This window comes from Hydrogenophaga sp. T2 (assembly GCF_049843535.1).
Lineage (GTDB): Bacteria > Pseudomonadota > Gammaproteobacteria > Burkholderiales > Burkholderiaceae_C > Hydrogenophaga > Hydrogenophaga crocea.
Map to the genome: position 1 here is coordinate 88,123 of NZ_JBBHZJ010000006.1, position 18,019 is coordinate 106,141.

The 18,019-nt window shown below is 70.9% G+C and carries 16 protein-coding genes; 9 read left to right on the plus strand and 7 right to left on the minus strand.

Annotated elements, in window-relative coordinates; translation table 11 throughout:
• Nucleotides 1-31 precede the first annotated feature (31 nt).
• The 4 genes from secF to WDZ95_RS15085 form a co-directional block, all read right to left on the minus strand.
• Nucleotides 32-982, minus strand: coding sequence for a protein translocase subunit SecF (secF, locus tag WDZ95_RS15070; protein ID WP_425779549.1), 951 nt, complete (start codon nucleotides 980-982; stop codon nucleotides 32-34).
• 24 nt (nucleotides 983-1,006) lie between these two features.
• The gene (gene secD, locus WDZ95_RS15075) at nucleotides 1,007-2,890 is read right to left on the minus strand and encodes a protein translocase subunit SecD (RefSeq protein WP_425779551.1); all 1,884 of its coding nucleotides are present in this window, start codon (nucleotides 2,888-2,890) and stop codon (nucleotides 1,007-1,009) included.
• A gap of 114 nt (nucleotides 2,891-3,004) precedes the next feature.
• Nucleotides 3,005-3,322, minus strand: a complete 318-nt coding sequence (gene yajC / locus WDZ95_RS15080; protein WP_166228902.1) for a preprotein translocase subunit YajC — start codon at nucleotides 3,320-3,322, stop codon at nucleotides 3,005-3,007.
• Between the two features lie 64 nt (nucleotides 3,323-3,386).
• Entirely contained in the window at nucleotides 3,387-6,980 is a 3,594-nt protein-coding gene (locus WDZ95_RS15085) for an indolepyruvate ferredoxin oxidoreductase family protein (RefSeq protein WP_425779553.1), read from the minus strand.
• Between the two features lie 173 nt (nucleotides 6,981-7,153).
• On the opposite strand from WDZ95_RS15085, the gene WDZ95_RS15090 reads away from it, so the two are divergent.
• From WDZ95_RS15090 to WDZ95_RS15125, 8 genes are all read left to right on the plus strand, one after another.
• Nucleotides 7,154-7,663, plus strand: a complete 510-nt coding sequence (locus tag WDZ95_RS15090) for an Lrp/AsnC family transcriptional regulator (RefSeq protein ID WP_287469281.1) — start codon at nucleotides 7,154-7,156, stop codon at nucleotides 7,661-7,663.
• Between the two features lie 173 nt (nucleotides 7,664-7,836).
• Nucleotides 7,837-10,053 carry an SdrD B-like domain-containing protein gene (locus WDZ95_RS15095; protein WP_425779555.1) on the plus strand — a complete coding sequence of 739 codons (2,217 nt, stop codon included), beginning with the start codon at nucleotides 7,837-7,839 and terminating at the stop codon, nucleotides 10,051-10,053.
• 121 nt (nucleotides 10,054-10,174) lie between these two features.
• On the plus strand, nucleotides 10,175-10,777 hold the full coding sequence (locus WDZ95_RS15100; protein ID WP_425779557.1) for a hypothetical protein: 603 nt from the start codon (nucleotides 10,175-10,177) through the stop codon (nucleotides 10,775-10,777).
• Between the two features lie 49 nt (nucleotides 10,778-10,826).
• On the plus strand, nucleotides 10,827-11,480 hold the full coding sequence (locus tag WDZ95_RS15105; protein ID WP_425779559.1) for a hypothetical protein: 654 nt from the start codon (nucleotides 10,827-10,829) through the stop codon (nucleotides 11,478-11,480).
• Between the two features lies 1 nt (nucleotide 11,481).
• A complete protein-coding gene (locus tag WDZ95_RS15110) occupies nucleotides 11,482-11,997 on the plus strand; it encodes a hypothetical protein (RefSeq protein ID WP_425779561.1) in 516 nt (171 codons plus the stop codon).
• Complete coding sequence (locus WDZ95_RS15115) at nucleotides 11,994-12,656, plus strand: hypothetical protein (protein ID WP_425779563.1); 663 nt, start codon at nucleotides 11,994-11,996, stop codon at nucleotides 12,654-12,656. The genes WDZ95_RS15110 and WDZ95_RS15115 overlap by 4 nt, the downstream gene beginning before the upstream one ends.
• Before the next feature lie 11 nt (nucleotides 12,657-12,667).
• Nucleotides 12,668-13,504: a hypothetical protein gene (locus tag WDZ95_RS15120; RefSeq protein WP_425779565.1), complete on the plus strand. Its 837-nt coding sequence runs from the start codon at nucleotides 12,668-12,670 to the stop codon at nucleotides 13,502-13,504.
• 48 nt (nucleotides 13,505-13,552) lie between these two features.
• On the plus strand, nucleotides 13,553-14,014 hold the full coding sequence (locus tag WDZ95_RS15125; RefSeq protein WP_166228918.1) for a hypothetical protein: 462 nt from the start codon (nucleotides 13,553-13,555) through the stop codon (nucleotides 14,012-14,014).
• Here the strand turns inward: WDZ95_RS15125 and mltA are convergent, their stop codons facing one another.
• Nucleotides 14,015-15,253 carry a murein transglycosylase A gene (mltA, locus tag WDZ95_RS15130; RefSeq protein WP_425779567.1) on the minus strand — a complete coding sequence of 413 codons (1,239 nt, stop codon included), beginning with the start codon at nucleotides 15,251-15,253 and terminating at the stop codon, nucleotides 14,015-14,017.
• Here mltA and WDZ95_RS15135 point away from each other — a divergent pair.
• A complete protein-coding gene (locus WDZ95_RS15135) occupies nucleotides 15,186-15,350 on the plus strand; it encodes a hypothetical protein (RefSeq protein ID WP_166228922.1) in 165 nt (54 codons plus the stop codon). The genes mltA and WDZ95_RS15135 overlap by 68 nt on opposite strands.
• 18 nt (nucleotides 15,351-15,368) lie before the next feature.
• Here the strand turns inward: WDZ95_RS15135 and WDZ95_RS15140 are convergent, their stop codons facing one another.
• Together WDZ95_RS15140 and WDZ95_RS15145 are read right to left on the minus strand one after the other, a co-directional pair.
• Nucleotides 15,369-16,001, minus strand: coding sequence for a response regulator transcription factor (locus tag WDZ95_RS15140; RefSeq protein WP_166228924.1), 633 nt, complete (start codon nucleotides 15,999-16,001; stop codon nucleotides 15,369-15,371).
• A gap of 7 nt (nucleotides 16,002-16,008) precedes the next feature.
• Nucleotides 16,009-18,009: a two-component system sensor histidine kinase NtrB gene (locus WDZ95_RS15145; RefSeq protein ID WP_425779570.1), complete on the minus strand. Its 2,001-nt coding sequence runs from the start codon at nucleotides 18,007-18,009 to the stop codon at nucleotides 16,009-16,011.
• Between the last annotated feature and the right edge of the window lie 10 nt (nucleotides 18,010-18,019).

Sequence of the window (18,019 nt, forward strand, 5' to 3'; positions counted from 1 at the left end):
TTCCCCACGGTGGAGGGCCCGGGTATGGCAACTACACCACGGCGCCCGCGTTCGGGTCGTCCGGATCGCCTTCGGTCTTGGCGGGCTTGATCAGGTCTTCGCGTTTGATGCCCAGCCACATGGCGATGGCCGCGGCCACGAACACCGAGGAATAGATGCCGAACAGGATGCCGATGGTCAGCGCCAGCGCAAAGTAGTGCAGCGTGGGACCGCCGAAGATCAGCATGGCCAGCACCATGGCTTCGGTCGAGCCGTGGGTGATGATGGTGCGGCTGATGGTGGTGGTGATCGCGTGGTCGATCACCTGCTGCGGCGTCATCTTGCGCTGGCGGCGGAAGCTCTCGCGGATGCGGTCGAAGATGATGACCGACTCGTTGACCGAGTAGCCCAGCACGGCCAGCACCGCGGCCAGCACCGCGAGCGAGAACTCCCACTGGAAGAACGCGAAGAAGCCCAGGATGATGACCACGTCGTGCAGGTTGGCGATGATGGCCGAGACGGCGTACTTCCACTCGAAGCGGAACGCCAGGTAGACCATGATCCCGAAGATCACCAGACCGAGCGCGATCAGGCCGTTGTTCACGAGCTCTTCGCCCACCTGCGGGCCGACGAATTCGGTGCGGCTGAGGGTGACGGCCGGGTTCTGCGCCTTGAGCGCGGCGAACAGCGCCTCGGCCTGCTGGCCCGAGGTCTGGCCGGCCACCGCCGGCAGGCGCAGCATCACGTCGCGCGAACTGCCGAAGTTCTGCACCGGCACGTCGATGTAGCCCAGGTCCTGGACCACGCGGCGCACGGCGTCGAGATCGGCCGGCTGTTCGTAGGCCACCTCCATGACCGTGCCGCCGGTGAACTCCACCGACAGGTGCAGGCCGCGCGTGACCAGGAAGAACACGGCCAGCGCGAAGGTGATGAAGGACACCGCGTTGAGCACGAGCGCGTGCTTCATGAACGGGATGTCGCGGCGGATGCGGAAGAACTCCATCGTGGGCTCCGGTGCGGCGGGGGATCAGTCGGCCTTGGCGGGCGCGCCGGCATCGCCGGGCCGCCACACGGTGCCGATGGACAGGGTCTTGAGCTTCTTCTGGCGGCCGTACCAGAGATTGACCAGACCGCGCGAGAAGAACACCGCCGAGAAGATGCTGGTGAGGATGCCCAGGCAATGCACCACGGCGAAGCCGCGCACCGGGCCCGAGCCGAACAGCAGCAGCGCCACGCCCGCGATCAGCGAGGTGATGTTGGAGTCGAGGATGGTGGCCCAGGCGCTGTCATAGCCCGCGTTGATGGCCGTCTGCGGCGAGGCGCCGCGCCGCAGTTCCTCGCGCACGCGCTCGTTGATCAGCACGTTGGCGTCGATGGCCATGCCCAGCGCCAGCGCCATGGCGGCCATGCCGGGCAGCGTGAGCGTGGCCTGCAGCATGGACAGCACCGCGATCAGCATCAGCACGTTGAAGCCCAGCGCGATGGCCGAGAACACGCCGAACAGCATGTAGTACACGCACATGAACACGGCCACCACCACGAAGCCCCAGGTCACGCTGTTGAAGCCCTTGGCGATGTTCTCGGCGCCCAGGCTGGGGCCGATGGTGCGTTCTTCGATGATCTCCATGGGCGCGGCGAGCGAGCCGGCGCGCAGCAGCAGCGCGGTGTCGTTGGCCTCCATGGTGGTCATGGCGCCCGAGATCTGCACCCGGCCGCCACCGATCTCGGTGCGGATCACGGGCGCGGTCACGACCTCGCCCTTGCCCTTCTCGAACAGGATGATGGCCATGCGCTTGCCCACGTTTTCGCGCGTGACGTCGCGGAAGATGCGCGAGCCCTTGCCGTCGAGGGTGAGGTGGACCGCGGCCTCGTGCGTCTGGCCGTCGAAGCCGGCCTGCGCGTCGGTGAGGTTCTCGCCGGTGAGCAGCACCTCGCGCTTGACGATCACGGCGCGGCCGCTGCGTTCGAGGTAGCGCTCGGAGCCGAAGGGCACGGGGCCGGTGCCACGCTCGGCCGCCTGGCCGTCGGCGCTTTCGTCCACCAGGCGCACCTCGAGCGTGGCCGTGCGGCCCAGGATGTCCTTGGCCTTGGCGGTGTCCTGCACGCCGGGCAGCTGCACCACGATGCGGTCGGCGCCCTGCTGCTGGATCACGGGCTCGGCCACGCCGAGTTCGTTGATGCGGTTGTGCAGCGTGGTGATGTTCTGCTTGAGCGCCTGCTCCTGCACCGCCCGCGCGGCCTCGGGCCGCAGGGTGGCGGTGATGCGGATGTCGCCGCCGTCGGGCACTTCGGCCAGCACGAGATCGGCGAACTGGGCGCGCACCAGATCGACGACCGCGTTGCGGGTGGCCTCGTCGCGCACCCGCAGCTCCACGCTCTGGCCATTGCGCACGACGCCGCCGTGGCGGATGTTCTTTTCACGCAGCGCCGTGCGCAGGTCGCCGGCGTAGACGTCGGCGCGGCGCTCGAGCGCGGCGCGCATGTCGACCTGCAGCATGAAGTGCACGCCGCCGCGCAGGTCCAGGCCCAGGTACATGGGGCGCGCGCCCAGCGCGGCCAGCCAGGCGGGCGTGCGCGGCACCAGGTTCAGCGCCACCACGTGGCTGGGGTCGTTGCGGTCGGGGTTGAGCGCGCGGTCGATCGCGTCGCGCGCCTTGAGCTGGGTGTCGGTGTCTTCGAAGCGGGCCCGCACCGAGGTGCCTTCGAGCGTCAGGGCGCTGGGCTTGATGGAAGCGCTGCTGAGCGCCTGCTCCACACGCGTCACGGTGGATGCATCGACGCGGACGGTGGCCTTGCCGGCCGACACCTGGACCGCGGGGGCCTCGCCGAAGAGGTTGGGCAGCGCGTAGATCGCGCCGATCAACAGGGCGATCACGATGATCGCGTACTTCCACAGCGGGTATCGGTTCATGTCGGCTTCTCGGCGCGCGAGGGTCTTCTGGGATCGGGAACGCGGCGGATCCGGCCGCATTGCCCCCTGAATGGGGGAACGGGCCGGCGTGAGCCGGCCCGTGCAGGGGGTGCCTTACTTCACCGTGCCCTTGGGCAGCACCTGGATCACGGCGGAGCGCTGCATCTGGACTTCAACGCCGCTGGCAAGTTCCACGCCGATGTAGGTGTCGCCGATCTTGGCGACCTTGCCGAGCAGGCCGCCGGCGGTGACGATCTCGTCGCCCTTGGCCAGGGCTTCGACCATGGCCTTGTGCTCTTTCTGGCGCTTGAGCTGCGGGCGGATCATCACGAAGTACAGCACCACGAACATCAGCACCAGCGGCAGCAGGCCGAGCAGGGTGGACTCGGTGCCACCGGCAGCGGCTTGGGCGTAGGCGGGGGAAATCAACACGGGCAGTCTCCAGCAGAGTCAAAAACAGCCCGGGATTGTATGCCGCGAGGGTGTCAGAACCGCATCAGGCCGCCTGCCGCTGCGGGGCAGTCGCGCCGTCGCGCCAGCGCGCCCAGAGGGTGTCGCGCCGCGCCGCGGCGGTCTTGGCGTGGCGCTCCTTCACATGGCCATAGCCTTTGATGAGCTCCGGCACGCGCGCGATCTCGGTCGCCAGCGCGTGCCGATCGGCATCGAGCCCGGCCAGCAGGGTGTCGACATCGCTGCGGTACTGCGCGATCAGCGCACGCTCCATGCGGCGTTCCTCGGTGCGGCCGAAGGGGTCGAGCGCGGTGCCGCGCAGGCCCTTGAACTTCGCGAGCCAGCGGAAGGCCGTGAACATGAACGGACCGTAGGGGCGCTTGACCAGTTCGCCGCGCTCGTTCTTCTTGGCGAGCATGGGCGGCGCCAGGTGCACCTTGAGCGAATAGTCGCCCTCGAAGCGGGCGGCGATCTGCTCGTGGAAGGCCGGATCGGTGTGCAGGCGCGCCACCTCGTACTCATCCTTGTAGGCCATGAGCTTGAACAGGTTGCGCGCCACGGCCTCGGCCAGCGCGGTCTTGCCCAGCGGGGCCTCGGCCTCGCGCACGCGGGCCACGAAGGCGGTGTACTGCTGCGCATAGGCCGCGTTCTGGTAGCCGGTGAGGAAGTCGGCGCGGCGCGCCACGATCTCGTCCAGCGTCTCGCGCTTCTTGAACTGGATCACCTGGGCCGCGGGCTGGCCCAGGCCGCAGGCGGCGAGCACGGCGGGCAGGTCGTGCGCGGCGCGGCGGCCCCATTCGAAGGCGGCCTTGTTCTGTTCCACGGCCACGGCATTGAGCTCGATCGCGCGGACCAGCGCCGCATGGCCCAGCGGGATCCAGCCCTTCTGCCAGGCAAAGCCCAGCATCAGCGGGTTGGTGTACAGGCTGTCGCCGAGCAGCCGGGTCGCGATGGACTCGGCGTCGATCACGCCAATGCCGCTTTGGCCCAGGTGGTTGGTCAGCGTGTCCACGCAGGCCTGCGCGGGGCTGAGCCAGTCGGGGTTCTTCACGAAAGCCGCGGTGGGCGTGGCGTTGCTGTTGAGCGCCACGTGCGAGCGGCCCGTGCGCAGGCGCTGCCAGACCTCCTTGTGGGCCGCGACGATCGGGTCGCAGCCGATCACGAGATCGGCCGAGGCGGCGGCCACGCGCGTGGTGCGGATGTGCTCCTGCGACGCGCCGATGAGCACGTGGCTCCAGGTGGCGCCGCCCTTTTGCGCCAGGCCCGCCGCGTCCTGCGTGACGATGCCCTTGCCTTCGAGGTGCGCGGCCACGCCCAGCAACTGGCCGATGGTGATCACGCCCGTGCCGCCCACGCCCGCGACGATGATGCCCCAGGCGTCGCCGCCCAGCGCCGGCAGCGTGGGCGGCGGCAGGGGCGATCCGGTCCACGCGGCCTGGGCCGCGCCCTTCTTCTTGCGCAGCTGGCCGCCCTCGACGGTGACGAAGCTCGGGCAGAAACCCTTCACGCAGGAGAAGTCCTTGTTGCAGGTGCTCTGGTTGATCTGGCGCTTGCGGCCGAACTCGGTTTCGAGCGGCTCGACCGACAGGCAGTTGGACTGCTCGCCGCAATCGCCGCAGCCTTCGCACACCAGCTCGTTGATGACCACGCGCTGGTTGGGTTCGGCCAGGGTGCCGCGCTTGCGGCGGCGGCGCTTTTCGGTGGCGCAGGTCTGGTCGTAGATGATGACCGTCGTGCCTTCGATCTCGCGGAATTCGCGCTGCACCGCGTCGAGCGTGTCGCGGTGCTGGATCGCAATGCCCTCGGGGATGCCCGTGACGCCCTGGTACTTCTCGGGCTCGTCGGTCACGATGGTGATCTTCTTCACCCCCTCGGCGCGCATGCTCTGCGCAATCTGCACCACGCTGTGGCCCTCGGGGCGCTCGCCCACCTGCTGGCCCCCGGTCATGGCGACCGCGTCGTTGTAGAGGATCTTGTAGGTGATGTTCACGCCCGCGGCGATGCTCTGGCGGATCGCCAGGATGCCGGAGTGGAAGTACGTGCCGTCGCCGAGGTTGGCGAACATGTGGCGGTCGTTGCTGAAGGGCTGCTGGCCCATCCAGGGCACGCCCTCGCCACCCATCTGGGTGAAGCCCACGGTGGCGCGGTCCATCCAGATGCTCATGAAGTGGCAGCCGATGCCGGCCATGGCGCGCGAGCCCTCGGGCACCTTGGTGCTGGTGTTGTGCGGACAGCCCGAGCAGAACCAGGGCTGGCGCTCGGCGCCGGGCACGCCCTGCGTGATCAGCGTCTGCAGGGAACGCTCCTGTGCGTCGAGGATGGCGAGCTGCGCGTCCATGCGCGCCATCACGTCCTCGGGGATCTGACCCAGCCTTTTCAGGCGGCGCGCGATCGCGCGCGCGATCAGCGCGGGGTTGAGGTCGGCCTTGGCGCGCAGCAGGGTGTTGGCGCTCGGGTTGGGACGCGACCATTCGCCGCCGCTGTAGTCGCCTTCGTCCTCCTCGAACTTGCCGAGCACGTTGGGGCGCACGTCGGGCCGCCAGTTGTAGAGCTCTTCCTTGATCTGGTATTCGATGACCTGGCGCTTTTCCTCCACCACGAGGATCTCGCGCAGGCCGGTCGCGAATTCGCGCGTGGTCTGCGCCTCCAGCGGCCACACCACCGACACCTTGTGCAGGCGCAGGCCGATGCGGCGGCAGGTGGCGTCGTCCAGCCCCAGATCGATCAGGGCCTGGCGGGTGTCGTTGTAGGCCTTGCCGCTGGCGATCACGCCGAAGCGGTCGTTGGGCCCCTCGATCACGTTGTGGTTGAGCCTGTTCGCGCGCACATAGGCGAGCGCCGCATACCACTTGTGGTCGAACAGGCGCGCCTCCTGGTCGAGGGCGTGATCGGGCCATCGGATGTGCACGCCGCCGGGCGGCATCTCGAATTCGGGCACCACGATCTGCACCCGCTCGGGGTCGATCAGCGCGGTGGCGCTCGACTCGACGATCTCCTGGATCGTCTTCATGCCGGTCCACACGCCCGAGAAACGGCTCATGGCGAAGGCGTGCAGGCCGAGGTCGAGGATCTCCTGCACGCTGGCCGGGAAGAACACCGGCAGACCGCAGGCCTTGAAGATGTGGTCGCTCTGGTGCACCGCGGTGGAGCTCTTGGCCACGTGGTCGTCACCGGCCACCGCGATCACGCCGCCCCAGGGGCTGGTGCCGGCCATGTTGGCGTGCTTGAACACGTCGGAGCAGCGGTCCACGCCCGGCCCTTTGCCGTACCAGATGCCGAACACACCGTCGAAGCGGTTGCTGCCCGCGGGCGCAAAACCGAGCTGCTGCGTGCCCCAGATCGCGGTGGCCGCAAGCTCTTCGTTCACGCCGGGCTGGAAAACGATGTTCTGCTGCCGCAGGTACGGCGCCGCCTTCTGCAGCGACTGGTCGTAGTTGCCCAGCGGCGAGCCGCGGTAGCCGCTGACGAAACCGGCCGTGTTCTTGCCCGCCAGGGCATCGCGCTGGCGCTGCAGCATGGGCAGCTTCACCAGGGCCTGTACACCGCTCATGAAGGCGCGGCCGTGTTCCAGGGCGTATTTGTCGTCGAGCGTGACGGTTTCGAGGGCCTGGCGGATGTGCTCGGGCAGCGGCGCATTCATCTTGTGTGTCTCCTGTGGGGTTGAGCACCGGGTGGGCGCCCGCGGCGGACCGGCCGGGTAGAGGTCCAGCCCCAGTCTGCCGCGCAGTGTATGCCCGAGCATCGGATAGGTGTTTGCGTTTCATGCCCGATTTCCCGATCATCGAGAAAGCTTCTTTCTTCCTCGGGGCATTCATGGAAACACTGGACAAATTCGACCTGGCGATCCTGCAAGAACTGCAGAGTGATGGCCGCCTCACGAACGCCGAACTCGCCCAGCGCGTGGGCCTGTCGGCGGCCCCGTGCTGGCGCCGCGTGCGCGCCCTCGAGGAGGCGGGCTACATCAAGGGCTACCGCGCGGTGCTCGACCGCGACAAGCTCGGTCTGGGGGTGCTGGCCTTCGTGCGCCTCGACGCCGACCGCAACAGCGGCGCATTGACGCGCCAGATGGAGCAGGCCATTCGCGCCATCCCCGAGGTCGTGTCCTGCCACTACATCAGCGGTTCGGGCACGTTCGAGCTGCAGGTGGTCAGCCGCGACCTGCACCACTTCAGCGCCTTCGCGCGCGAGGTGCTGCTCAACCTGCCAAACGTGAAAGACCTGCACACCAGTTTTTCGCTGGGCGAGGTCAAGGACGCGGGGGCCTTGCCTCTGCCTCACATGTTGGAAAAAAGCATTCGTTCGACAGAGCCGGCCCGGCACTGAATCGGCGCCGTCAGGCCCCGAACGATTCCGCCCGTCTGTCCAAACGGACGACCCAAGCTAATGTTTTTGAAGGATTTTCCAGGCAGCGAGACCTCTTTACATTTCGGCGGGCCCGCGCTGGTACGGGCCCGAAGCCGTAATTCCGAAGTGTTCTTTTCGAGTCGCCCCCCTTCATGCCCGGTCTCGCCCATGCGCCCACCCGCCGCAGCCGGCGCGGCCGTTCAGCCACGCGCTCAGCGCTGGGAGGCACGCTGGGGGCTCTCATGGGCCTGAGCGCCTGGGGCCAGGCGCCCCCCGCCCCGACCCCGGCCCCGGGTGGCGTGGTCGCGCAGATCCAGTCGCTCGACCGCTTCCAGGCCGAACAGGAACGCCTGCGCGACCAGATGCGCAACCGCCCCGCCGCCTACGACGACCAGTTCCTGCAGTCCGACGACGAGCCGGCGCTGAACGCGGACGGCCAGAACCCCGCCGCCGAGCCGCCGGGGCTGCGCTACTGGCTGGTGGAAACGCGGGCCGACTGGACCACCCGCAAACTGTCGGGTCAAAGCCCCCAGCACCTCACCGACACGGGCCTTCGGCTGCAGTACCAGCAGGAAACCCTGAACCACGGCGAATGGCACCTGTCCGCCGACCTGCGCCGCCAGAGCGGGGACGCCGCGCTGAGCGGTTATGGCCCCTACAGCTTCGCCGCCCGCTCACCGAACGGTGAGCGCCTGACCGCGCGTGTGCTGGGCTTCCCTGTATCGCCCCAGGCGTTCGCCGATTTTGGGCTCGGCGACATCGGCAGCAACGTGACCGACGGCCTGAGCCGCGGCCAGCGCCTGAGCCTGGGCAGCAGCACGCTGCGCGGCGCCAGCCTGCGCCTGTTCACCGAGCACACCGATCTTCGCGCCGGCTGGGGCGAACGCGGCCAGCTCGAAGGCGGTCCCTATGCGGGATTCGAGCCCACCACCGGCCAGCTCGCCTGGCTGGGGCTGACGCAGCGCTTCGAGCGGCAGCGGTACGCCAGCGCGCAGGTCAACCGCCTGGCCGGCGCGCAGGGCTGGTCGGGCACCGGCGTTCGCACGCCCCTGGACAGCACGGGCATCGCCGCCGCGATCGGGCAGGGCTACCTCGTGAGCGACGAAGGGCAGCACCGCGTGCGGCTCAGCTGGGTCGCCAGCAGCACGCAGATGGCCGACACGCCGCGCAACGCGTCGGGCCTGTACCTCGAAGGCGCCACCCAGTGGGGCGACTTCCGCCACGAAGGCGGCACGTACCGGCTGCGGCCGGGCCTGCGCTTCGGCGACCAGCTCCTGAGCCAGGGCGCCCAGGGCGCCTACTGGCGCATGGACGCCTACGGCACACGGCTGTACTGGGGCATGGGCCTCGACCTCGAGCGCAGCGACGACGCGGCGCTCTTCGGGCTCCAAGGCCGCCGCAGCGCCGGCCTGTCGGCCAACTGGAACCAGCGCATCGACCGCCGCAGCAGCTGGGGCGGCTATCTGCAGATGCTGCGCGTGCGCACCCCCTCTGGCGCGAGCGATCAGAACAGCAGCCAGGCCAGCGCCCACTACCAGAACCGCTGGTTCGCCTGGGGCGACAGCCGCCTGCGCGCCACGCTGCAGCGCAACCAGCAACTGGTGGTCAATGCGCCCGCGGCCACCGGCCAGCAACTCGAGTGGGAGCAAGACTGGCTGCCGGCCGACGCGTCCGCGAGCACCACGGTGCGCACCACGCTGGGCTGGGCCCGCGACCAGAGCGCCGGCCAGACGGACACCTACCCCACCGCCGGTCTCGACCTGCGCACCAGCACCGACAGCGGCTGGGACCTGTCGGTGCTGCTGCGCTACACCTCGCGCAGCAGCAACCTGAGCACCTCGCGCGGCCTGGCCGGCACCGTGCAGGGCGAGAAACAACTCACCCCGCACTGGCGGCTCGGCGCCTCGCTGCTGCTCAACCAGGCCAGCATCACGCTCGACCCGCAGGCGAACCTGCCGGGCGCGGTCACGGTCAGCCGCAGCAACGAGCGCACGGCCATGGTCTACCTGCGCTACGAGGGCCAGCGCGGCCGCTCGTTCGACGACACACCCGGCGCCCGCCTGGGGGCCGGCGCGGGGCGCGTGCAGGGCGTGGTGTTCTTCGACGACAACCGCGACGGCATCCAGCAGGCCGAGGAAGAAGGCGTGCCCGGCGTCGAGGTGCAGCTCAACGGCCGGCAGTCGGCGACCACCGACGGCCGCGGGCGTTTCGAATTTCCGCAGGTGCGCACCGGCGCGCAGCGCCTGGGCCTGCGGCCCGAATCCATTCCTTTGCCCTGGGGCGAAGGGCCCCAAAGCCGCACCGTGGTCGACGTGCCGCTGCGCGGCACGGCCATCGCCCCGCTGGGGGTGGTGCGCACCCGTCCCTGAATGCCCACGGAGACAGGCCTTCCCACCCCGAAGTTCACCTGAACCCTGCCAGCCCCGGGTTACCCACCCGGATCCCCGCCAGCACAACTGGCACTTTTCTTCACCACCCTCAAGGAAACCCATGAAAGCCTCTCGCCAACGCCTCGCCCTCGCCGCCGCAGCGGCCGCCGTCTTCGGCACCTCGATCGCCCACGCCGAAAGCACCTACGGCTACAACACCACCGGCGCCGCCGTAAGCGCCACCGCCCGGGTGGCCGTCAACGTCACCGTGCCCAAGGTGATCATGCTGCGCGTGGGGTCGGACAACACCGCGGTCGACACCGTCGCGATCACGCTCACGCCCAACGGCGTGGGCACCGAAGGCAACGCCCTGCCCTTCAGCTGGGACGGCTCGGCGCCGACCTTCATGGCATCGACCGCCCCCGGCCTGGCCGCCTACGCCTGGACCAACGTAACGGGCGCCACGCTCAACGGCGCCGTGACCACGCCCGACGCCGGCACCACCGGCCTGACGGCGTCGGCCATCGACGTCACGGCCTCCACCACCGGCACCAACCCGCTGCCGCACCCCGGCACCAACACCGGCACCTTCACGCCCGTGGCGCTGGCGCCCAACGTGGCCTACAGCGGCACCTGGACCTTCGGCCTGAACCCGACCGCGGCCGCTGCGGCCGCGGCCGGCACGTTCTCGCAAACCGTGACCTACACGGCCTCGGCGCTCTGATCGAGCACCGCCGGCGCGGGCCCGTTCACCGCCGCGCCGGCATGCCGCCATGAGCCCGCTGCCCGTTCGCCATCGCCTGCGCGCGCTCTGCGGGCGCCACGGCCCCGCGCTGCTCGCCTGCGCCTGCGCCTGTGCCTGCGGTCCGGCCCAGGCGGTGTTCACCTTCTTTCCCCTGGACGTGCCCCGCACCATCCTGCTGCAGGTGGGCGCCAGCGGCGCTACGGTCAACACCGTGGGCTTCAACGTCACCGGGGCCCAGATCAGCCCGTCACCCACGCCCGTGTCCGGCGTGCCCGACGCCCTGACCCCGGGCACCTCTCCCGCAGGCGGGGTTCGTGTGCGCATGCGGGGCCAATGGGGCAGCGGCAACCAGAACCTGGTGCTGACCGTCAATTCGGCCGCCGGCCTGGCTTGCGTGCCGGGCAGCGGTTGCGGCAGCACCATGATTCCCTTCACCACCGTGGGCTGGATCGCCCACGACAAAGACAGCAACGCCGCGTCCGACATACAGAGCGGCAGCTTCAGCGGCAGCGCGAGCCAGACATTGGTCAGCGTGCTCTGCTGCGGGCCGGGCAGTGCCTTCGGCAGCAGCTACCGGTCGGTCGAGATCGCCAACACCCTGGTGTTCACCTACAGCAACGCCACGCTCTACCCCGCGGGGCGCTACCGCGGCACGGTGACCTTCACCGCCACCCTGCAATAACGTGCGCGCCCCTCTCTGCGCTCTGCTCGCCTGCGCCCTGGCGGGCGCCAGCGGCCTCGGTGCCCCGGCCCGGGCCCAGGCCTGGCACCGGCTCGACAGCGCGGCCTCGGCCCGCCCTCAGGTGGCGGCCCTTCAGGTCACCGACGAAACCGGCCAACCGTTCGGGCAGAACCCATTTGCGCAGCAGGCCCGCGCGCGCTTTGGCCGGGTGGAGTACCGCGTGGTCACGGCCGCCTACCTGCGGCGGCGCGCGCGCATCGACCTCGTGCTGCCCCCGACCGTTGCCGGCCTGCTGCGGCCCCAGGGCCTGGTGTTCGAGTGGCGCGGCCTCGACGGCGCGCAAGACGGCCGGCTGACACCGGGCCAGCGCCAGCCCCTGTGGACGGGCGTCATCACCCAGGCGGTCACCCCGCTGGCCATCGAGCTCGAGATGCGGCTCGACCTCGGCGCCCTGGGGCCCTGGAACGGCGGCCACTTCGGTGTCGAACCCGGGTTCGAACTGGTGCTGCTGCCATGAGGCTGCGCACCGCCTGCATCGTGGGATCGCTGGGGCTGGCGCTCGCGGGTGCGCAGGCCGAACAGACGCAGAGCCAGGGCAACGGCAGCCGCAGCACCACGGCTCGGCTGGATTTCGAACTCCGGATCGAGCGCATGCTGTACCTGCGCATCGGCAGCGGGGGCGCGCACGCGGGCACGCCTGCGGGCACCGGGCCGGCGGCCAGCGCGGCCGTGAGCAGCGCCAACTTCACCCTGAGCCCGGCCGGTCTCCCCGACCACCCCGGTGGCAATGGGCCAACGAACACCTGGGGCGGCGCGGCACCCGGCTTCGTCGCCAGCGCGGCGGTGGTGGTGCCCGTCGAGGTGCGCAGCAATGCCGGCCAGGTGAGCCTGGTGGCTCAAACGGCAGGCGGGCTGACCAGCCCGGGCGGCGGCTTCATTTCGCTGAACCAGCTCACCGTGAGCAGCGACAACAGCAGCCTGCCCGCGCCACCACACCTGGCCAGGGGCACCGGCCCCTCGGTGAACGTGGCCACCGGCGGCAGCGGCACAGGCGCCGCGGGCACGCTGCTCACCTACCGCACCGCCCAATGGACCCTGCAGTTCACGCCGCCCGCCACGCCGCCGGCGGCCGGCACGTACAGCAGCCTCATCGTCTACACCGCTTCGTCGCCCTGATCGGACCCGCCATGCACCCGCACCGCCGCCTCCTGGCCTGCCGCCCCCTCGCCCTGGGCCTCGTGGGCGCACTGATCGGCGCCGCCGCGCCGGCCCAGACCGCCCCGGCCCCGTTCGAGGTGGCCGTGTCGCCCTCGCGCCTGGAGCTGCAGGCCAAACCGGGCCAGCGCGTGGGCCAGTCGCTGCGCATCTACAACGTGGGCACGCAGGTCAACACACTGGCCTTCCGCACCCTGGACTGGTCGCTGTCCGAGGCCGGCGAGCTCGCGTTCCACGACGAGCTGCTGCCCGGCAGCTGCCGGCCCTGGGTGGCGCTCGAACGCCGCACACGGCAGATCGGCGCGCGGGGCAACGAACCCTACCGCTTCCAGGTATCGGTGCCCGCCGATGCCCCGCGCGGCGAATGCCGCTTCATGATCGCCATCGAGGGCGTGGACCCGGCGCAGGTGGCCGCGATCAACAGCGGCGGCGCGAGCCTGAACATGCCGGTGAGCGGGCGCATCGCGGTCACGGTCTACCTCGCGGTGGCCGGCGCCAGGCCGCAATTGGAGCTGGTGCGCGTGGCCACCGACAGCGTGAAGAGCCAGCGCCGTCCGGTGCTCGTGGTGCGCAACAGCGGCGACGCCCACGGCCGCCTCGAAGGCAGCCTCAAGGCCACCGACGCCGATGGCCAGGTGTTCGAGCTGCAGGCCGAGAGCGCGCCGGTGCTGCCGGGCCACACGCGCACGCTGGGGCTGACGCTGGACGGCGGCAAGAAGGCTGAGGGACCGATCCGGTACCCGCTGCGGCTGTCCGGCACGCTGGACTGGGACGAGGGCGCTTTCAAGGTCGAGGCCACGCTGCCCTGATCCGACGGCCGTGCTCAAGTCGTTGGCCGATGGGCCGACAACCTGGGCATGGACACCGCCCACCTTTGCCGCCGTTGCCAGGGCCTGCTGGCGCTGGTCCTGCTGCTGCCCGGCCTTGGCCTGGCCGATGCCGCGATCGGGCACCACGGTGCCAGCGCCTCGGCCCACGTGAACATCCGCGTGGTGGTGGCGCCCGTGGTGCGCGTGCTCGAGAACACCCACCCCACGCAATTGCGCGAAGGCGATCGGCCCGGCGAGGCGACGCAGCGCATCGTGTTCCAGACCAATGTGCGCGCAGGGGCCTGCGTGGCATTGCGTGCCGGCACCGATGGCTTGCCGCACTGGGCCGTGCGCAGCGTCGGCGGCGACCCGGTGAGCATCGAGCCGCAGGGCGATGGCTACCGCCTGTGCAGCCGCGGCCCGGGTGTGCACACCTGGCGGCTCGAACACCGCTTCGACCCCGCCGCCGCAGGGCCCTGGCCGCTGCGCACCGAGCTCACGCTGCTCTGATCAGCGCGGCCACAGCACCCACAGCTGCAGCGGCTGCTTGAGCGTGGCCGCGAGGCGGTAGGTCTCGTCGTTCCAGCCGCCCCAGCCGGTGAACAGGTCGGCGCGCACCGCGCCCACGATGGCGCCGCCCGTGTCCTGCGCGAGCACCAGGCGCTGGGTGGTGAGCGCCGGCCCCTGCGTGGCCAGCCACACCGGCGTGCCATAGGGAATGCTCAGCGGGTCGACCGCGATCGAACGCCCCGGCGTGAGCGGCACGTTCTGCGCGCCGCGCGGGCCGAAGCGGGCGTCGAATTCGTTGAGCGGGTCTTCGCGGAAGAACACGGTGCGCGGGTTGGACCACAGCATCTCGTTGAGGCGCTGCGGGTTCTGGCGCGCCCAGGCGCGGATGCCGTCCCACGAGCCTTCGCGGATCGCGCCCTGGTCGAGCAGCCAGCGGCCCACGCTCTGGTAGGGGTGGCCGTTGTGGCCCGCGAAGGCCAGGCGCACGGGCACCACGCGGCCGTCGGGTTCGGTGATGTTCACGCGGCCCGAGCCCTGGATCTGCAGCACCAGCGCATCGATCGGGTCGGCCAGCCAGGCGATGGCGCGGCCGCGCAGCGCGGCCTGGGCCTCGGGCAGGGTGTCGATCTCCTGGCGCGAGTACCAGCGCTGGCCGCTCGTGGCGGCGGGCAGGCCCGCGGGCGGCGCGTACAGCGGCACGCGCTGCGTGGCCGTGGGCAGACGCGAGGCGTCGAGGATGGGCTCGTAGTAGCCGGTGAGCAGGCCCTCGGGCGCGCGGCCGTCGGTCTCGGTCACGCGGTAGGGCTGCAGCCGGCGCTGCAGCCACGCCTGCTGCTCGGCGCTGCCCGCGATGGACAGCGGGCGCGCCTCCGCGCACACGGCCTCGAAGCCCGGCGCGGGTTTTTCGCAGCCGCGCAGCAGCGCGTTCCAGGCTTCGTGCAGGGCGTCCTGCCCCCAGCCGGGCAGATCGCGCCAGTCCACCGCGACCCAGCGGCTGCGCGCGCGCTGCTGCACCGCGGGCGCGGGGCCGGGCGCGGGGGCCGACACGCCCTCGTTCACCCGAGGCGCGGGCGGGGGCGCTGGCAGGGGCCGGCTCGCGCAGGCGAACAGGCTGCCTACAATGCCCGCGACCGCGAACCACCGCAGCGCGCGGCCCATTGCATCGCTACCCATGACATTGCTCTTGCTCGAAGCGCTCGGCGCGCTCGTACTCCTGGTGTTCATCGTGTGGTGGACCATGTTCTCCGGCCGCAAGAAGGGCGAACTGCCCGACGCGGTGGAACGCGAGAAGCAGGCCCCGGCCGAAGGCCCGGGGAAAGAGCCGCCGGCGCGCTGAGGGTTCCCGGCCCGGGGCTCACGCGAGCCCCCGCAGCAGATTGGCCAGCTCCACCGCCGACTTCACGCCCATCTTGTCGAACACGCGCGAGCGGTGCACCTCCACCGTGCGCACGCTGATCTGCAGCTGGTCGGCCACCAGCTTGTTGGGCAGGCCGGCCACCACCAGGTTCATCACCGCGCGCTCGCGCTCGGTGAGGCTGTCGCGGCGCTGCTGCAGTTCGCGCTGCACCGCGCGCTGCGCGAGTTCGCGCGCCGACTGGTGCAAGGCCTGTTCGACGCGGTCGACCAGGGCGTTGTCGGAAAAGGGCTTCTCGCAGAAGTCGAAGGCGCCACGCTTGACCGCGTCGACCGCGGTCGACACGTCGGCGTGGCCCGAGAGGAAGATGACCGGCATCGCCGCCTGCCAGGGCAGCAGGCGCAGCCGCTCGAACAGCGCCAGCCCGCTCATGCCGGGCATGCGCACGTCGAGCAGCACGCAGCAGGGGCCGTCGGGCTCGCGCCGCGCCACCGCGGCGTCTTCGAGGAAGGCCTCGGCGCTGTCGAAGCCGTCGCTGACCAGGCGGCGCGTGCGCAAGAGCCAGCCCAGCGCTTCGCGCACGCCGGCATCGTCATCGACGAGGTAGATCTTGGCGTCGGGAAACTCGGTCATGCGCGGATCATAGGAGGCCCGCGGCCGCGGGCAGGGTGAACGCGAAGCGCATGCCGCGCGGGGCCACGGGCTCGAACGACAGCGCGCCGCCGTGCTGTTCGACCACCGTGCGGCACAGGCTCAGGCCCAGGCCCATGCCCTCGGCCTTGGTGGTGAAGAAGGGCGTGAACACGCGCTCGGCGGCTTCGGGCGACAGGCCCTGGCCGTGGTCGATGACGTCGAAGCGCACCCAGCGCAGGCCGGCGGCGTCGCGGTCGGGCAGCGCCGGCGCGATGGCGATGCGCAGCACACGCAGGCCGCTGGCTGTGGGCGGATCGCCCAGGGGCATGGCCTGCATGCCGTTGCGCGCGAGGTTGAGCAGCACCTGCTCGACCATGGTGCGGTCGCAGTGCACGTCGGGCGTGCCGGGCGCGATCTCGACCGCCAGCCGGATGCTCTGCTTCTTGGCCTGCAGCGACAGCAGCGTGGCGATGCCATCGATCAGGCGCTGCGGCGCCACGTCCTCGCGCACCTGGTCGCGCCGGCGCACGAAATCGGCCACGCTGCGGATCACGCGGCCCGCGCGCTCGGCCTGCTCGGCGATGCGGCGGATCGCGCCGTGGAGGTCGGTGCGCTCGAGCGCGCCCTCGCCCTGTTCGAGCAGGTTGAGCGTGCCGCTGGCGTAACTCGCGATGGCCGCGAGCGGCTGGTTGAGTTCGTGGCTGATGAGCGAGGCCATCTCGCCCACCGTGGCCAGGCGCGCGGTGGCCTGCAGCTTGTCCTGCGAGGCGCGGTTGAGCTCTTCGACGCGGCGCTGTTCGGTGAGGTCGATGATCGCGCTCATGAAGCCGGTCTGAACGCCGCGCGCATCGATCAGCGGGGCCTCGATGATGAGCACCGGAAAGCGCGTGCCGTCGCTGCGCTGGAACACCGATTCGTAGCCTTCGCGCGGCAGCGTCTGGCCGGCCAGGCGCACGTTCTGGCGCTGCTGGTATTCGTCGACCAGCTCGGGCGGCCACCAGGGCGCCGGCAGCCCGGTGCCCACGAGCTGCTCGGCGCTCAGGCCCACCATCTGGCAGAAGGCCGGGTTCACGTAGGTGATGCGACCGGCCATGTCGCGCGCGCGCAGGCCGGTCACGAGCGAGTCCTCCATGGCCTTGCGAAAGGCCAGCGCCTCGGCCGCGCGCTCTTCGGCGTGCTGGCGCCGGCGCGTGTCGCGCGCGAGCATGAACAGCACGCCGAGCAGCGCCAGCGACAAGGCGCCCACCACGCCGGTGAGCACGTTGGGGAACAGGCCGAGCGCGCGGCGCGGGCTCTCGAGCTGCAGCAGCAGGGTGTGGCCCGGCAGGTCGATCAGGGCCTGCGCGCGCAGGGTGCGCCGCTCGCCCGCGATCACGCTGTGCACGGCCAGGCGCGTGCCGTCGGCGTCGGCAAAGCTCAGGCCGCGCCCGCGCACCGCGGAGGCGTCGGCGAGCTCGGCCAGGATGCCCTTGAGCGTGTAGGTGGCCACGAGAAAGCCGCGCGGGTTGCCGGCCTCGGTGAGCGGCAGGCACAGCTCCATGAGCTCCATGCCGCGGCCGTCGCGCACCGGCCAGAAATAGCTGGGCGAATAGGCCGGACCCGAGAGGCGCCGGCCGGCCTCGCAGGCCTGGCGCACCTCGGGCAGCGCCTGCTCGCGGCCGAGCGCGCCGAACACGTCGGCGGAGTAGGGCGACAGGCGCTGCGCGAGCGGCCGCAGCGCGTTGTCGCGCCACTCCAGGCGCACCATCTCGCGCCGGCCCGAGAGCAGCTCGGCCGCGGGCGTGTCCCAGCTCTGCGGCGTGGGCGCGAAGGCATTGAGCGCCTGCAGGCTCTGCACGTTGCGCAGCAGGTCGCTGCGGATGTCGCTCGCCACGTCGAGCGCTTCCTGGTCGAGCGAGGCCTGGTCGCGGCCGACCTCGTACTCGGCGGCCAGGAACACCAGCACCGTGAGCAGCGCGCCCACCAGCAGCAGCAGCGCGCCCCACAACGGCCAGCGCGGCGATTTCATGGCAGTCGGC

Coding starts and splice junctions, on each gene's coding strand:
- WDZ95_RS15085 (WP_425779553.1), bottom strand. CDS start 6,980: ATGAATGCGCCGCTGCCCGAGCACATCCGCCAGGCCCTCGAAACCGTC.
- WDZ95_RS15145 (WP_425779570.1), bottom strand. CDS start 18,009: ATGAAATCGCCGCGCTGGCCGTTGTGGGGCGCGCTGCTGCTGCTGGTG.
- WDZ95_RS15095 (WP_425779555.1), top strand. CDS start 7,837: ATGCCCGGTCTCGCCCATGCGCCCACCCGCCGCAGCCGGCGCGGCCGT.
- WDZ95_RS15140 (WP_166228924.1), bottom strand. CDS start 16,001: ATGACCGAGTTTCCCGACGCCAAGATCTACCTCGTCGATGACGATGCC.
- WDZ95_RS15120 (WP_425779565.1), top strand. CDS start 12,668: ATGCACCCGCACCGCCGCCTCCTGGCCTGCCGCCCCCTCGCCCTGGGC.
- mltA (WP_425779567.1), bottom strand. CDS start 15,253: ATGGTCCACCACACGATGAACACCAGGAGTACGAGCGCGCCGAGCGCT.
- secF (WP_425779549.1), bottom strand. CDS start 982: ATGGAGTTCTTCCGCATCCGCCGCGACATCCCGTTCATGAAGCACGCG.
- secD (WP_425779551.1), bottom strand. CDS start 2,890: ATGAACCGATACCCGCTGTGGAAGTACGCGATCATCGTGATCGCCCTG.
- WDZ95_RS15090 (WP_287469281.1), top strand. CDS start 7,154: ATGGAAACACTGGACAAATTCGACCTGGCGATCCTGCAAGAACTGCAG.
- WDZ95_RS15115 (WP_425779563.1), top strand. CDS start 11,994: ATGAGGCTGCGCACCGCCTGCATCGTGGGATCGCTGGGGCTGGCGCTC.
- WDZ95_RS15125 (WP_166228918.1), top strand. CDS start 13,553: ATGGACACCGCCCACCTTTGCCGCCGTTGCCAGGGCCTGCTGGCGCTG.
- WDZ95_RS15135 (WP_166228922.1), top strand. CDS start 15,186: ATGACATTGCTCTTGCTCGAAGCGCTCGGCGCGCTCGTACTCCTGGTG.
- WDZ95_RS15100 (WP_425779557.1), top strand. CDS start 10,175: ATGAAAGCCTCTCGCCAACGCCTCGCCCTCGCCGCCGCAGCGGCCGCC.
- WDZ95_RS15105 (WP_425779559.1), top strand. CDS start 10,827: ATGAGCCCGCTGCCCGTTCGCCATCGCCTGCGCGCGCTCTGCGGGCGC.